The organism is Pseudarthrobacter sp. ATCC 49987, assembly GCF_009928425.1.
Taxonomy (GTDB): domain Bacteria; phylum Actinomycetota; class Actinomycetes; order Actinomycetales; family Micrococcaceae; genus Arthrobacter.
The window spans coordinates 2,423,269-2,437,849 of the sequence record NZ_JAABNS010000001.1 but is presented as its reverse complement, the minus strand read 5'-3'; the positions used below and the strand labels follow the sequence as shown (position 1 = coordinate 2,437,849).

The 14,581-nt window shown below is 66.9% G+C and carries 12 protein-coding genes and 3 tRNA genes; 11 read left to right on the top strand and 4 right to left on the bottom strand.

The window, feature by feature from the left end:
- Nucleotides 1–29: 29 nt before the first annotated feature.
- The 5 genes from dusB (at nt 30) to GXK59_RS11445 (ending at nt 4,924) form a co-directional block, all read left to right on the top strand.
- A complete protein-coding gene (gene dusB / locus GXK59_RS11465) occupies nt 30–1,211 on the top strand; it encodes a tRNA dihydrouridine synthase DusB (RefSeq protein ID WP_160666871.1) in 1,182 nt (393 codons plus the stop codon).
- Entirely contained in the window at nt 1,204–2,493 is a 1,290-nt protein-coding gene (locus GXK59_RS11460; RefSeq protein WP_160666869.1) for a deoxyguanosinetriphosphate triphosphohydrolase, read from the top strand. The genes dusB and GXK59_RS11460 overlap by 8 nt, the downstream gene beginning before the upstream one ends.
- Before the next feature lie 73 nt (nt 2,494–2,566).
- Nucleotides 2,567–4,528 (top strand): DNA primase, encoded by a 1,962-nt coding sequence (dnaG, locus tag GXK59_RS11455; RefSeq protein ID WP_160666867.1) that lies wholly within the window; start codon nt 2,567–2,569, stop codon nt 4,526–4,528.
- A 114-nt stretch (nt 4,529–4,642) separates the two neighbouring features.
- Nucleotides 4,643–4,715 (top strand) — tRNA-Asn (locus GXK59_RS11450).
- 136 nt (nt 4,716–4,851) lie between these two features.
- Nucleotides 4,852–4,924: transfer RNA gene (locus GXK59_RS11445), tRNA-Asn, on the top strand.
- 108 nt (nt 4,925–5,032) lie between these two features.
- Here the strand turns inward: GXK59_RS11445 and GXK59_RS11440 are convergent.
- The 3 genes from GXK59_RS11440 to GXK59_RS11430 form a co-directional block, all read right to left on the bottom strand.
- Nucleotides 5,033–6,187, bottom strand: coding sequence for an IS1249 family transposase (locus tag GXK59_RS11440; protein WP_160664191.1), 1,155 nt, complete (start codon nt 6,185–6,187; stop codon nt 5,033–5,035).
- A gap of 106 nt (nt 6,188–6,293) precedes the next feature.
- Nucleotides 6,294–6,701, bottom strand: coding sequence for a hypothetical protein (locus tag GXK59_RS11435; protein WP_160666865.1), 408 nt, complete (start codon nt 6,699–6,701; stop codon nt 6,294–6,296).
- A 283-nt stretch (nt 6,702–6,984) separates the two neighbouring features.
- Entirely contained in the window at nt 6,985–8,208 is a 1,224-nt protein-coding gene (locus GXK59_RS11430) for a multidrug effflux MFS transporter (RefSeq protein WP_202129116.1), read from the bottom strand.
- Nucleotides 8,209–8,390: 182 nt separating this feature from the next.
- Between GXK59_RS11430 and GXK59_RS11425 the strand changes: the two genes are divergently transcribed.
- The 6 genes from GXK59_RS11425 (at nt 8,391) to GXK59_RS11400 (ending at nt 13,816) form a co-directional block, all read left to right on the top strand.
- Nucleotides 8,391–9,278, top strand: a complete 888-nt coding sequence (locus tag GXK59_RS11425; RefSeq protein ID WP_160666863.1) for a phage holin family protein — start codon at nt 8,391–8,393, stop codon at nt 9,276–9,278.
- A 52-nt stretch (nt 9,279–9,330) separates the two neighbouring features.
- On the top strand, nt 9,331–9,966 hold the full coding sequence (locus tag GXK59_RS11420) for a CDP-alcohol phosphatidyltransferase family protein (protein ID WP_160666861.1): 636 nt from the start codon (nt 9,331–9,333) through the stop codon (nt 9,964–9,966).
- Nucleotides 9,966–10,871, top strand: coding sequence for a DMT family transporter (locus tag GXK59_RS11415; RefSeq protein ID WP_160666859.1), 906 nt, complete (start codon nt 9,966–9,968; stop codon nt 10,869–10,871). Before GXK59_RS11420 ends, GXK59_RS11415 begins: the two co-directional genes overlap by 1 nt.
- A gap of 103 nt (nt 10,872–10,974) precedes the next feature.
- Nucleotides 10,975–12,171, top strand: coding sequence for a glycosyltransferase (locus GXK59_RS11410; RefSeq protein WP_160666858.1), 1,197 nt, complete (start codon nt 10,975–10,977; stop codon nt 12,169–12,171).
- 81 nt (nt 12,172–12,252) lie between these two features.
- Nucleotides 12,253–12,326, top strand: a tRNA-Ile gene (locus tag GXK59_RS11405).
- Between the two features lie 299 nt (nt 12,327–12,625).
- Complete coding sequence (locus tag GXK59_RS11400) at nt 12,626–13,816, top strand: acyl-CoA dehydrogenase family protein (protein ID WP_160666856.1); 1,191 nt, start codon at nt 12,626–12,628, stop codon at nt 13,814–13,816.
- A 117-nt stretch (nt 13,817–13,933) separates the two neighbouring features.
- Here GXK59_RS11400 and GXK59_RS11395 read toward each other — a convergent pair whose 3' ends face one another.
- Nucleotides 13,934–14,545, bottom strand: a complete 612-nt coding sequence (locus tag GXK59_RS11395) for a M23 family metallopeptidase (protein WP_160666854.1) — start codon at nt 14,543–14,545, stop codon at nt 13,934–13,936.
- Nucleotides 14,546–14,581: the final 36 nt, after the last annotated feature.

The window sequence follows — 14,581 nt, the reverse complement described above, 5'->3', positions numbered from 1 at the left end:
GATTTGCCCGGATTTGAGACAATGAACGGGTGACTGTTGTAGCTACCCCACCCGCCCCCAAGCTGGAACTCCCGCCCCTGAAGCTGGGCCCCCTCACGGTGGACACCCCCGTGATCCTGGCTCCCATGGCGGGCATTACCAACTCCGCGTTCCGCAGGCTCTGCCGTGAATACGGCGGCGGCCTGTACGTCGCGGAGATGGTCACGTCCCGTGCCCTCGTGGAGCGGACGCCGGAATCCCTGCGCATCATTTCGCACGACGACGACGAGAAAGTCCGCTCCGTCCAGCTCTACGGCGTGGACCCCGTCACCGTCGGCCAGGCCGTGCGGATGCTTGTCGAGGAAGACCGCGCCGACCACATCGACCTCAACTTCGGCTGCCCGGTGCCCAAGGTGACCCGGCGGGGCGGGGGTTCGGCCCTGCCCTGGAAGATCGACCTGTTCACCTCGATCGTCCGGACCGCCGTCAAGGAAGCCTCCAGGGGCAACGTCCCGCTGACCATCAAGATGCGCAAGGGCATCGACGAGGACCACCTCACCTACCTTGACGCCGGCCGGATCGCCCGCGATGCCGGGGTTGCCGCCGTCGCGCTCCACGGCCGCACCGCCGCGCAGTTCTACTCCGGCCAGGCCGACTGGTCCGCGATTGCCCGGCTGCGCGAAGCTCTGCCGGACATTCCGGTGCTCGGCAACGGCGACATCTGGTCCGCTGAGGACGCCATCCGCATGGTCCGCGAAACCGGCGTCGACGGAGTGGTGGTGGGACGCGGCTGCCAGGGCCGCCCGTGGCTGTTCGGTGACCTCATGGCCGCCTTCGAAGGCAGCGACGAGCGGCACAAACCGGACCTGGGGCAGGTGGCGGAAAGCGTGTACCGCCATGCCGAGCTGATGGTCGAAACGTTCGGCAACGATGAAGGCAAGGCGCTGCGCGAAATCCGCAAGCATATGGCCTGGTACTTCAAGGGCTACGTGGTCGGCAGCGAACTGCGGACCAAACTGGCGATGGTCACCAGCCTCGAGGTCCTCCGCGCAACGCTGGACCAGCTGGACCTCGATTCGCCGTACCCCGGTGTTGACGCCGAGGGCCCCCGCGGCCGCGCAGGCTCGCCCAAGAAGCCCGCCCTGCCCAAGGACTGGCTGCTGGACCGGAACATGGACGCCGAGCAGTCACGCGAGATCTCCCACGCGGAACTGGACGTGTCCGGTGGCTGAAACCAGGACCACCGCGCCCGTGCTGGACGGCTATGTCGCCCGCGACTCCGCCCGCTGGGTGGAGGAGCCGGCCAAGTCCACGTACCGCTCCGACTTCGAACGCGACCGCGCCCGGGTGCTGCACTCCTCGGCCCTGCGCAGGCTCGGGGCAAAGACCCAGGTGGTGGCGCCGGACACCGACGACTTCGTCCGCACCCGCCTCACCCACAGCCTCGAGGTCGCCCAGGTGGGCCGCGAGCTGGGCCGCGCCCTGGGCTGCGACCCCGATGTTGTGGACACCGCCTGCCTCAGCCATGACCTCGGCCACCCGCCCTTCGGCCACAATGGCGAATCGGCCCTCAACGAGGTCGCCCACGGGATCGGCGGCTTCGAGGGCAACGCCCAGACGCTGCGACTGCTGACCCGTCTCGAGCCCAAGGTCCTGGCCCCGGACGGGCGTCCCGCCGGGCTGAACCTCACCCGGGCCAGCCTCGATGCCGCGGCGAAGTACCCGTGGTCGGCCGCGAACGCCCCCATCATCCACGGCGTGCGGACCAGCAAGTTCGGTGCCTACGAGGACGACCTGCCGATTTTCGACTGGATCCGCGAGGACGCCCCGGAGCGCCGCTCCTGCCTCGAGGCGCAGGTCATGGACCTCGCCGACGACATCTCCTACTCCGTGCACGACGTCGAGGACGCGATCGTCGCCGGGCACTTCCAACTGCGCTGGATGGACAACCCGGACCACCGCGCCCGGGTGGTCGGCTATGCGAAGCAGTGGTACCTGCCACAGAACGATCCCGCTGCGATTGATGCGGCCCTGGCCCGGCTGGAGGCCACCAGCGTGTGGGTGCGCGAGGCCGACGGCAGCCGCAAATCGATGGCAGCGCTCAAGGACATGACCAGCCAGCTGATCGGCCGGTTCTGCCAGAGTGCGCTGGCGTCCACCCGCGCCGTGTACGGCCCGGAGAACCTGACCCGCTACAACGCGGAGCTGATCGTTCCGGACGAGACCGTGATGGAAATCGCGGTAATGAAGGGCCTTGCCACCACCTTCGTGATGACCACCGAGCACCGGCAGCCCATCTACGAACGCCAGCGCGAGGTCCTGCACGCCCTCGTCACGGCACTGAGCGCCACCGGCGACCGCCATCTGGAGCCGATGTTCGCGGCCGACTGGCGCGACGCGGAGGACGACGGCGCGCGGCTGCGAGTCGTGATCGACCAGGTCGCGTCCCTGACCGACGGGTCCGCGCTGGGCATGTACGAGCGGCTCGTGGGCAGCCTGCCGTCACTGTGGTGACGGGACTGGTGACCTTGCCCGCAGTGACCTGCTTTGCGCCGATACTGTCGGGGCGCGGTACTAGGATGGCACTGTGGCCGGCCTGATCAAACGCGAAGACATCGACGAAGTACGCCAGCGCACGGACATCAAGGAAGTCGTCGACGGCTACGTGACCCTCAAGGGCGCAGGGCTCGGTTCCTTCAAGGGCCTATGCCCCTTCCACGACGAGCGTTCGCCGTCCTTCACCGTCCGTCCCCAGGTGGGCCGGTACCACTGCTTCGGCTGCGGCGAGGACGGCGACGTCATCTCCTTCGTCCAGAAACTGGACCACACGTCGTTCCACGAGGCCGTGGAAAAACTGGCTGCCCGGATCGGTTTCGAGCTCCGGTACGAGGACGGCGGCTCCGGCCCGAACCGCGAGGACGTCGGCCGGCGGCAGCGCCTGCTCGACGCCCACAAGGTCGCGGACGAGTACTTCCGTGCCCAGCTGCTGACCCCCGCGGCCACCCAGGGCCGCAACTTCCTGCACGACCGCGGCTTCGACCGCACCGCAGCAGACCAGTTCGGTGTCGGCTACGCCCCGCAGGGCTGGGACTCGCTGCTCAAACACCTCCGCGGCCGGGGCTTCACCGACCCCGAGCTCAAGCTCACGGGAATGTTCTCCGAAGGTGGTCGGGGAATTTATGACCGGTTCCGCGGCCGGCTGATCTGGCCCATCCGCGACATCGCCGGCGAGACGATCGGCTTCGGCGCCCGCAAGCTCTACGAGGACGACCAAGGACCCAAGTACCTCAACACGCCGGAGACTGCGCTCTACAAGAAGTCCCAGGTCCTCTACGGGATCGACCTCGCCAAGCGCAACATCGCCAAGGACCGCCAGATCGTCGTCGTGGAGGGCTACACCGACGTGATGGCCTGCCACCTCGCCGGGGTCACCACAGCCGTCGCCACCTGCGGTACGGCATTCGGCACCGAGCACATCAAGATTGCCCGCCGCCTGCTCTCCGACGACGGCAGCGGCGGCGAAGTCATCTTCACCTTCGACGGCGACGCCGCCGGCCAGAAGGCGGCCTTGCGCGCCTTCGAAGAGGACCAGCGGTTCGTCGCGCAGACCTATGTGGCGGTGGAGCCCAACGGCGCCGACCCGTGCGAGCTGCGTCAGTCCAAGGGCGACGCCGCCGTCCGGGACCTCATCAGCACCCGCCGTCCCCTGTTTGAATTTGCCATCCGGGCCGCCCTTAAACGGCATAACCTGGACACGGTCGAGGGCCGGATCGCCGCCCTGCGGGAATCCGCCCCGGTTGTCGCCCAGATCCGCGACGCCGGGATCCGACCCGGCTACGCCCGGGAACTGTCCGGCTGGCTGGGCATGCCGGTCGAGGAAGTCAGCCGCGCCGTGGGCGCGGCCGCCAAGCGCGCTGCACAGGCGCCGTCGGGCGGGGCCGGCTCCGGCCAGTACCAGGGGCAGGGAAACGGTCCGGGCCGCGGCCAGGGCTCAGGGTATGCGCCGGTAACCGGTGGGGGATCCGGGCCGGGCGTTGCCCCTTTGCCGCCGTCGGCCGGGCTGCCGGCGTTCAACCGCCCCGACCCGCGCGACCCCGTGGCGGCGATGGAACGGCAGGCGCTCGAGGTTGCCCTGCAGCAGCCCGGGATGCTGGAAGGTGAGACGTGGCAGCGTTTCTCCGAAGCGAGATTCTCGACGCCGGCGTACCTGGCCATCCACGAGGCCATCCGGGCCACCGGCCTGGCGTTCGCGGGTGACCCGGGGCGCTGGGTGGAACAGCTTCTGCAGGAGGTTCCCGGGCCGCTGCGCCCGTTGGTGTCCGAGTTGGCCGTCGTGCCGCTGCCCGCCAGCACCGCAGACGGCGTCCTGCGCTACTGCCGGGACATTCTGGCGCGCCTGTTTGAGCTGCAGATCACGAGGGTCAAGGCGGACAAGATGGGACAGCTCCAGCGCCTGGACGCCTCTTCCGACCCGGAGGAGTTCCAGCGGCTGAACCGCGAGCTGATGCAGCTGGAAATGCAACGGCGGTCCCTGCGCTCGGAGGCCTGAGCACCCCTGTCTGGTCGCGGGCCTGCTGTCCCCGGCTTTTTCCCGTTCTCTTGTCCCGTGCGGGGTCAATTTCACTTCCCGGCCGGGTGTTTGCTAGGCTTATATCCGCTTCATTCCTCCTTAGCTCAATTGGCAGAGCATTCGACTGTTAATCGAAGGGTTGCTGGTTCAAGTCCAGCAGGAGGAGCGCGCAGTCCCCGTCCCGGGTCACCGGGGCGGGGACTTTTTTATACCCGGAGGGGGTATTGGCGGGATACTTCGGGGCAGGTGGCGGGCCGATTTCCTAAGCGGCAAAACCTTTGCTAATGTCATACCTGCTTCATTCCTCCTTAGCTCAATTGGCAGAGCATTCGACTGTTAATCGAAGGGTTGCTGGTTCAAGTCCAGCAGGAGGAGCGGACAGGTCCCGCAGCCGGTGAACAACTGGCTGCGGGACCTTTTTTGTGCCCTCTTACGGCGGCTTATCCGGGTTAGCGGCCAAAATGTGTGTATGGCTTGGGCGTGTCACCGGTTTCTTCCGCCCCATCCTTGCTGGATTCCGTTGCCGTCTTCGAAGCTGAAGGCTGTGTCGTAGAGGGCCGGTTGGATGGGCTCCTCCACCTCCTTTGACTCCTTCTTTTGGGGTTGCCAGTGGTGTGGTTTCACGAGGTCCCAAGGGTCCTGGGGTGATTCAGTGTGCTGGTAGAGGTACCAGTCGACGGCGCGTGTGGCGTGGTCTTCGCTGAGGCCGCGGTGGTTCCGCAGAAGGTCTTTGAGGCCTGCGTTGATTCCTCCCTCCAGCGGGCTGGTCGTCCGGGCGATCTGCTGGCCTTCGGTAGCGCTGGTAAGCCAGGTGAAGAGGTGCCCTGCCTTGATGGCAGCGGCCAGGCTTCCCCGTGCCCGGCGCAGGCCCAGATGTGTGTACCACCAGGTCTGTGCCGGTCCGATGTGTGAGGGCCTGGCGCCGGTTTTCTTCGCGTAGGTCCGGTGCTTGAGGAAGCTCTCCCAGCGGGCCTCCCAGGAAGCGAACGCACCGGACCAGGCGGCGGCCTGGTCAAGGTCCGTGACGTGGGTGAGTGCCTTGGCCAGGGCTAGTAGTTCCTTACCGGCATCGAGCTTCGGACGCATCGTCAGATGCGTGCGGATGTTCTGCCGGATATGGAACAGGCACCGTTGAACGTTCGTTTCCGGCCAGTGTTCCCTCAAGGCGCTCTCCAGGCCCTTGTGGCCGTCCACGACGGCCACCGCCGGGGCCGGGATCTGCCGCAGAAGCGCAGCCCACGAGGCGTGCTTTTCCCGGTCACACCACTGCCACGCGATGACGTGCTCGCCGGTGTAAGCGACCAGGACGCACCAGCCGTTGAAGTAGGTGCCATCGAGCATGATCACCGGGTGTATTTCCCCGGTCCGCGCGGCCGCCGGGGCGACATTCCAGCACCAGGCACTCCGGCGCCTGAAGGTCCTCTCCGAGCCGGCGTGGGCGCCTTGCCGCTGCTTCCCCGTGATCCAGGAAATGAAGGCCGTGAACTCTGCCCTCTTCGTGACATCAACCCGGGATTGAGTACTCGAAGCACCACACGACCTACACCGCCATCTCGTCCGCCCGGCACTGGTCGAACCGTTCTTCACAAGCTTCTGAGCACATACACCACACCGGGGCTGATTTGATCGAACCGTCACTCCACATGCTTTCAAAGCATGTGGACACCCCTACAACCCGCGCGAACACTGGCAACCAAGCCAATCTCATACACACATTTTGGCCGCTAACCCGCTTATCCCGTGCTCAGACGAAGTCCATCTCCACCTGCAGGAACCGCTCGGCCTCTGCCACGGCTGCCTGGAATGCTTCGAGCTCGGTGGGGGACTTGCGGGGTTCGCGCGGGTGCCATTCGTGCGGACTGGAGTGGACCTGGGTGAAACCGCCGCCGGGCGGGGCGTAGAAGATGCCGAAGCGTTGCACGGGCCACTCAGGGGAGGCCTCGGGGGCGACCAGGAGCGCCGAATCGTAGGCCGGGTTGTACCACTGGGCGATCGGGCGCCGGCGGTCCTCGGTGAACAGGCCGGCCGCGAACAAGGCCGCCGACTGCTGGCTGGTCTGGCTGCACAGGCGATCCCACCACAGGGGCAGGATTCCGGTGTCGCACCGCTGCCACGTGGCTGGTAGGGGCGGATGATCCTGCCAGTGGGGCACAACAACAACTTTATCGCCCGGTGTGGTGCCGCAACAGGGCCTGCAGCCATCTGCGCGGGCCGGGGGACATGCCCCGCGTTTGGGTTGGCGGGGGGACATGGTGCCTATATGCCCTTCCTTGGCTGCGGCCACTGGGCATGTCCTCCCGGGTGGGCCGCACGCTTCCCCGGCCGGCCGGGGGACATGCCCCGCGCTGCGGTTGGCTACGGGACATAGTGCCTGTATGCCCATTCCTGCGAGCCAAGGCTGGGCATGTCCCGCGGACGTGGTGCCGGGAGGCGGGCTACTGGATCGCCGGGACCGTCCGGGGCCTGACCACGAGCCACAGGGCAGTAGCCGCCAGGAAGATGCATGCGGCCTGGACTGCACCCATCGGCGTGGCGGACGTGACGCCGAGCCAGCCCACCACCGGCGAAATAAGCCCCGCCATCAGGAAGGTGGCAGCACCAAGCAAGGAGGCAGCCGTTCCGGCCTGCGCCCCGTGCTTGGTCAGTGCCAGCACCTGCACGCAGGGGAACGTGAACCCGGCGCCAAGGATGTAGAACCACAGCGGAACCATCACGCCCCACAGCCCGAAGCCCAGCTGGTCGAAAATCACGATCAGCACGGCCATCAGGAACATCCACGCCGTGGAGCAGGCCAGGATCCACTGCGGCGGGACCCGCCGGATGAGCCTCGAGCTGGTCTGCACGCCCGCGACGATGCCCAGCGAATTCACGCCGAAGAGCAAGCCGTATTGCTGCGGGCTGAAGCCATACACATCCTGGAACAGGAACGGCGATGCGGAAAGGTACGTGAACAGCCCGGCGAAGTTCATGCCGCCCACCAGCAGCAGCCCCACGAAGATCCGGTCCGCGAACAGGACACCGTAGCGCTGACGCGCGGTCATGCCGGTCTTTCCGCGCAGTTCCCGGGGCAGCGTCTCGCGGACCACGAACACCGCGGCTGTGAGGACGCACATGCCGTAGCCGGCCAGGAAGAAGAAGATTCCCGGCCACGGCATGAACAGCAGCAGCTGCGAGCCGATCACCGGGGCAAGGATCGGGGCCAGGCCGTTGACCAGGGCCATCCGGGAAAACATCCGCACCATGGCGAAGCCGCTGAACAAGTCCCGCACCATCGCCATGGCCACGACGCCGCCCCCCGCTGCGCCGATGCCCATCAGCACACGGAAGAAGCCCAGCGTCGAGATGTCGGTCGACAGGGCGGCGCCCAGGGAAGCGATGATGTGCACCGCCGTCGCCAGGATCAACGGCATCCGCCGGCCGAACTTGTCGCTGAGCGGCCCGACCACCAACTGGCCCAGCGCAAAGCCGATCGTCGTGCCGGTCAGCGTCAGCTGCACGGCCGCCTCGGAGACGCCCAGGCTCTCCTCCAGCGCCGGGAACGCCGGAAGATACAGGTCCACGGTGAAGGGTCCCAGGGCGGTCAGCGCACCGAGCATCAGTATGTAGAGGAGCTTGCGGCGGCGGCTCAGGGAATCGCCGGGATTGGTGTGTGTAGTCACAGAGGTCAATCCTAGGGCTCACGCCAGCCGGTCAGGCCGGTGGGTGGTGGCGCGCCACAGCCCGCGCCCGCGCCGCTGCCGGGAGCCTGAATGGTAGTTTTGACACCGGGGTCTGCATGAGCTGCGCAGACCGGCAAGCCCGCGGAAGCGGAATCACAGGTGTAACCAGTTAGGCGGGACCGATGAGCGGACGTCACAGCGGCGGGACAAACGGGGCGCTGCGCATTTCAGCGCTGCCCAGGACCCTGAAGCTGATCTTCAAATTGGCTCCGCGGCAGCTCAATGACCAGATTGCCCTGGCCAAGGTCGAGATCAAGCGCAAGGGCATCGAGGTCGGCGTTGCTGCCGCTGTACTCGCGGTTGCACTGGTCTTCGTCGCCTTCCTCGTGGTCGGCCTTATCGTCGCCGCCATCATGGGCCTCGCCACGATCATGCCCGCCTGGCTCGCGGCCCTGCTGGTCTGCGGTGTCTTCCTGCTGATCGCCGTGATCGCAGGCCTCGTGGGTGTCAGCAAGTTCAAGCAGGCCATGCCCCTGGTTCCGGCGGATACCATCCGCGGCCTCAAGCACGACCTTGGCATCGCCAAGGAGGGCTCTGCTTTCGATCCTGCCGTGCTGGATCCGGAGTCCGAGCAGTACAAGGCGGCCAAGGCCGCCAAGGCAGAGGCGGCCGCCAAGGCCAAGGCCGAGAAGGAAGCCAAGAAGGCCGCCGAGCCGGATCTCGGTCCGCCGCCCACCGAAGCGGAACTGCGACGCCGGCTCGACCAGCGCCGCGCCCACCTCGCCGGGGTCCGCGATGAACTCAACGAGGAACTGGACGTCAAGACCCAGGCGCAGGTCCTGCTGGCCGCCGCCCAGGTGAAGCTGCAGGGCGGCAAGGAACAGCTCAGCGGCAAGGTCGCCGGGTTCCGCTCCGGGCGCACCACGAAACGTCCGACGACGTCGGGCGGCGCCGCTGCCGACGGCGCAGGCGTGGCCGGCCAGCTGGGCCAGCGGTGGAAACCGCTCGTCGCACTGACCGCTTCGGCCGCCGCGCTCGTGTTCATGCTGCGCAAACTGCTCAAGGGCTAGGCAGCCCGCTGAACAACGCCCGCTCGTTGCCGGCCATGGAAAGGGGGACCCGATGAGGTTCATCGGCGCTGGTGCCCGGCCTGGTCAGCCCCAGATCCACCACGACCGGGTCTTCACCATCCCCAACGTAGTGACCGTGGTGCGGTTCCTCGGCGTCCCTCTCTTCATCTGGCTCGTCCTCGGGGCGCAGGAATACGGCTACGCCGCCCTCGTCCTGGCAGTTATGGGCAGCACCGACTGGGTGGACGGCTACGTAGCCCGCAGGTATGACCAGATGTCCAACCTCGGGCGGGTCATGGATCCGATCGCGGACCGGCTGTCGCTGATTGCGGTCGCCGTGACGCTCGTGATCGCCGGCGTCGTGGAATGGTGGTACCTCGCGGCGCTGCTCGTCCCGGACGCCATTCTGCTCGCCTTGTCGCTTTACTTCTTCCACGGACACCCCGACCTCCCGGTCAGCAGGATCGGCAAGATCCGGACTGCACTCCTGCTGGTCGGCACGCCGCTGCTCGTGCTCTCGAAACTCCCGGTCCCTGGCGCCGAGGTGTACTTCATCGCCGCCTGGATCTTCCTCGGGCTGGGGCTCGTGGGGCACTGGATCGCCGGCTACAACTACTTCTGGGCCATCATCCGCAAGGGCAGGAAGCTCAAGGGCCACCAGCTCGACGCCGACGGCGGCACCCGCTGATGGTGTGGGTTGCCGTCCTGCTGGCAGTGCTGGGCGCATTTTGCCTCGCGATTGGCGCCCAGCGCCAGGGGAGTGCCGTCAAGGCGGACACCGGGGGATTGGCGCTTAGCAGCCATGGCATGCTGCGCCTGCTCCGCAACCCGCGCTGGGTGTTTGGCCTGCTGCTGCTGACTGTGGGCATGGCGATGAACGCCGTCGCCCTGGTCATGGCGCCCCTGACTGTGGTGCAGCCGATCGGGGCGATTGCCCTGGTCATCACCACGATCGTCAACGCCAAGGACCAAGGGCTGACCATCAACCGTGCCACGGTCGTGGCCATCTCCGCCTGCGTTACGGGCTCGGCGCTCTTCGTGGTGCTGGCGGTCAATGTGACCCAGGAAAACCACCAGGTGAGCTCCTCCGACGAGCTGACCATCGTGCTGTTGCTGGCCCTGGCTGTTGGACTGTTCGGGACGCTCGCCCTGATGTTCCGGCACCGGATGAGCGCCTTCATCTATATCCTTGGCGCGGGTATCCTGTTCGGCTTCGTGGCCGTCCTGACCCGCATCATCGGCAAGCACCTGCTCGATCCGAACGGGCTGGGCGTCCTAAACGTGCCGTGGTACTCGGTGGTCGCCATCGCGGCCGCCGGCGGCCTGGGCTCGTGGTTCGTCCAGAACGCGTACTCCGGTGGCCCGCCGGACCTGGTGATTGCCGGGCTGACCGTGATCGACCCGATCGTCGGCATCGCGATCGGCATCACGATCCTCGGCGAGCTGCGCCCCGATGTCCACGCCGTGACGGCGATTGCGATGGGGGCCGCCGGTTCGCTTGCTATCGTGGGAGTGATCGCCCTGTCCAGGCACCACCCCGAAGTCACCAAGCGCAAGAAGGACGCGCGGAAGGCTGCGGGGCGCGTGTCGTAGGACATCAACCAGACTTCAGCAGCCGGCCCGGCGCGCCTGTGCCGACGGCCAGCCGGCCGCCCCAGACCAGCTGCCCGCACCGTGACCACCAGGAGCTCTCCACGTGACCATGCCTGACAACCAGCAACCGCTGACCATCCTGATTGCCGCGGACACCTACCCGCCCCACGTCAACGGCGCTGCCATGTTCGGCTACCGCCTGGCGAAGGGCATGAAGGCGCGCGGTCACGACGTTCACGTCCTCGCCTGCCGCCCGGACAAGGGCAAGAGCTATACCGAATTCAGCGACGAAGGCACCGTTCACCGGATCCGCTCGCACTCAGTCCCCACCCACGAATACTTCCGGATTACTTTCCCCTGGGAAATCAAGAAGGAAATCAGCCTGCTGTTCGACCGGATCCAGCCCGACGTCGTGCACATCCAGAGCCACTACATGATCGGCGAGCATGTGCTCTACGAAGCCGTCAAGCGCGGCATCCGGATTGTGGCGACCAACCACTTCATGCCCGAGAACCTGAACCCGTTCCTGCCGTTCCCGCAGTGGTTCAAGGACATCGTGGGACGCATCTCCTGGAAGGACATGGGCAAGGTCATGGGCCAGGCCGACGTCGTCACCACCCCGACCCCGCTGGCAGCCAAGGCGATGCACCAGCACGCCTTCCTCCGGAAGGTGCTGCCGCTCTCGAACGGCATCGACTCCGCCGATTACGAACTCCAGCCCGGCGAAGAGCTGGTGCGCCACTCGAGTCCCACGGTACTGTTTGTGGGCCGGCTCGCCGAGGAAAAGCACATCGACGTCCTCATCGACGCTGTCGCCAAGACGCCCAAGGAGCTGGACGTCCACCTCGAGATCGTCGGCGGCGGCGAAGTGCGCCCGGCGCTCGAGGCCCAGGTTGCCCGGCTGGGCCTGCAGGACCGGGTCGCGTTCCTCGGCCTGGCCAGCGACGCCGATCTCCGCAAGGCCTACCTGGCGGCGGACCTGTTCTGCATGCCCGGCACTGCCGAGCTGCAGTCGCTCGTGACGCTGGAAGCGATGTCCGCTTCCACTCCTGTGCTGCTGGCGGACGCCATGGCGTTGCCTCATCTGGTGCGCGACGGCGAAAACGGCTACCTGTTCACGCCCAATGACAGCGACGACCTCGCCGCGAAGATGGTCCGTGTGCTGTCGCTGCCCGCTGATGAACTGGCGGCGATGGGCAAGGCGAGCCGGGGGATGGTGGAGAACCACAGCCTCGAACGCACCCTGCAGGCCTTCGAGGACCTGTACCGCGGCGCGAGCTACGACGACCTCGTCGTCTGAGCGGGCCGACTTCTCTTGCTAGAGTGATTTTTGCCCGGAAACTGTCCGGCCCCCTGTGGGCCGGAACGATTTCCGGGACGCGGGGCTATAGCTCAGCTGGTTAGAGCGCGGGACTCATAATCCTAAGGTCCTCGGTTCAAGTCCGAGTAGCCCTACCTTCACGCGGAACCCTGAAGGGGATCCGCATCCACGGGAGCCGTGGCTGATGTTGCGACGTCGGCCCGGCTCCTTTGCTGTGTCCGGCTGTGTGTCGGCCCTGTGTGTCGGCCCTGCGTCCGGCCGGGGCCGACCGCCCTGTTCTGCGCCTGCGGCTGGTCCGGGTTTGTGTCGGTCCCTATGGCCTCCGTCACTTGCGGTGTTCCGCCGGGTTGCGATAAGTTACTCGTGAGTAACATCCCGCCGGCGCATCGCCCGCGTCATCCTGGTCGCTGCTGATCCCACGTGAAGGAACACCATGTCCAAAGCTGACATCGACATCAATAACCTCCCGTACGCCGATGGCGACTTCTTCGCCTTCGAGCAACTGCTCAGCGGCAAGGAACAGGACCGGCTCGCGGAGGTCCGCGAGTTCCTGGCCCGCGAGGTCAAGCCGATCGCGGTCGACTGCTGGAACCGTGGTGAGTTCCCGATGGACCTGATTCCGAAGCTTGCCGAGATCGATCTGGTCAGCCCGGTCCGGAGGCAGGGATACTCCAACCTCTTTGCGGGCATCATGCACGCCGAGGCAACCCGCGCCGACACCTCCATCGCCACCTTCCTGGGCGTCCACGACGGACTCTTCACCGGCTCCATCGAAGCGCTGGCCTCCCAGGAGCAGCAGGAGGCGTGGCTCCCGGACATCTATTCGCTCAAGAAGATCGGCGCCTTCGGCCTCACCGAGCCCCTCGGCGGTTCCGACGTTGCCGGCGGCACCCGCACGACTGCCCGCCGGGAGGGGGACAGCTGGATCCTGAACGGAGCAAAGCGCTGGATCGGCAACGCCACGTTCTCCGACTGGGTGGTCATCTTCGCCCGTGACCTCGCCGACAACCAGGTGAAGGGCTTCCTCGTCGACACCAGGACCGAGGGATACAGCGCCACCAAGATTGAGAACAAGATTTCGCTGCGCACCGTCCAGAACGCCGACATCGTCCTCGACAACGTTGTGGTGCCGGACTTCTTCAAGCTCGCGAACGCCAACAGCTTCCGAGACACGAACAAGGTCCTGAAGGTCACCCGGCTTTCCGTTGCCTGGCAGGCGGTCGGCCAGCAGCTCGCGGCCTTCGACGTCGCCCGCCGTTACGCTGTGGAACGCAGCCAGTTCGGACGCCCGATCGCATCCTTCCAGCTGGTGCAGCACCAGCTCGTTCAGATCCTCGGGAACGCCGTCAGCTCGATGGGCATGATGGTCCGGCTTTCCCAGCTCGAGGACGTGGGGCAGGCCAAGGATGAGCAGTCCGCCCTGGCCAAGGCCTTCACCACGGCACGCATGCGCGAAAGTGTTGCGCTGGGCCGCAGCCTCCTCGGTGGCAACGGGATTGTCACCGACTTTGAGATGGCCAAGATCTTCTCGGATGCCGAGGCCATCTACTCCTATGAAGGCACCCACGAGATCAATACCCTCGTCACGGGCCGCGCCATCACGGGCATCTCCGCGATCGTCTAGCACGCGCCCGCCCAGCGGTCGGGCCACGGCGTACCCGGGTGCCCGCGCGGCCGCATTTCGGCGGCCGGCCGCGCCTCGGCGGTACCCATCCGTCCTGACGACTCCAGACCCTGCGCCCTACCCGGGCGCGGGGTCCAGGGGAGGCAGCAGGACGGAGGGCCGCAGGTCGGACACGAACGCCAGTGGATTGAGGTAGGTTTCACCGCGGCGGACGCCCCAGTGGACGCAGGGACCGGGTGTGCAGTGGCCGGGCTGGATCCACCCCAGGACGTCCCCCTCGGCGACGGCGGCGCCTGCGTCCAGGTCGCTGCGAACGGCCTCGAAGCTGCTGCGCAATCCGTTGCCGTGGTCGACGGTGATAACCGGACGGTCCACCACGACGCCGACAAAGCTCACTGTGCCGTGCGCCGGCGAGGTGACCGGGGCGCTGTCGTGCGATGCCTGAAGATCCACACCGCGGTGGCCGCCCAGCCACGGTTTCGCCGGCGGATCAAAGGCGCGCAGGACGGCAGGTTTGGGGTTCAGCGGCCAGCTCCACCCGGCGGCCGCCAGGCCTGGGCCGGCAACGGCGGCACGGGACGCGGCGCCGGAAGCAGTGCCGGAAGCAGTGCCGGAAGCAGCGCCGGCAGCAGCGCCGGCAGCCAGTCCCGGGCGTTCCGACGCCGCCCCGGGCGAAGGCCACAGGAGCAGCAGGGCAAGAAGGGCGGCCAGATATGCCGGGGGTTTCATGGTCCAAGCCTGCAGCTGCCGCCGTATCCACGAAAG

Coding starts and splice junctions, on each gene's coding strand:
- GXK59_RS11415 (WP_160666859.1), top strand. CDS start 9,966: ATGGTGTGGGTTGCCGTCCTGCTGGCAGTGCTGGGCGCATTTTGCCTC.
- GXK59_RS11425 (WP_160666863.1), top strand. CDS start 8,391: ATGAGCGGACGTCACAGCGGCGGGACAAACGGGGCGCTGCGCATTTCA.
- GXK59_RS11400 (WP_160666856.1), top strand. CDS start 12,626: ATGTCCAAAGCTGACATCGACATCAATAACCTCCCGTACGCCGATGGC.
- GXK59_RS11395 (WP_160666854.1), bottom strand. CDS start 14,545: ATGAAACCCCCGGCATATCTGGCCGCCCTTCTTGCCCTGCTGCTCCTG.
- GXK59_RS11420 (WP_160666861.1), top strand. CDS start 9,331: ATGAGGTTCATCGGCGCTGGTGCCCGGCCTGGTCAGCCCCAGATCCAC.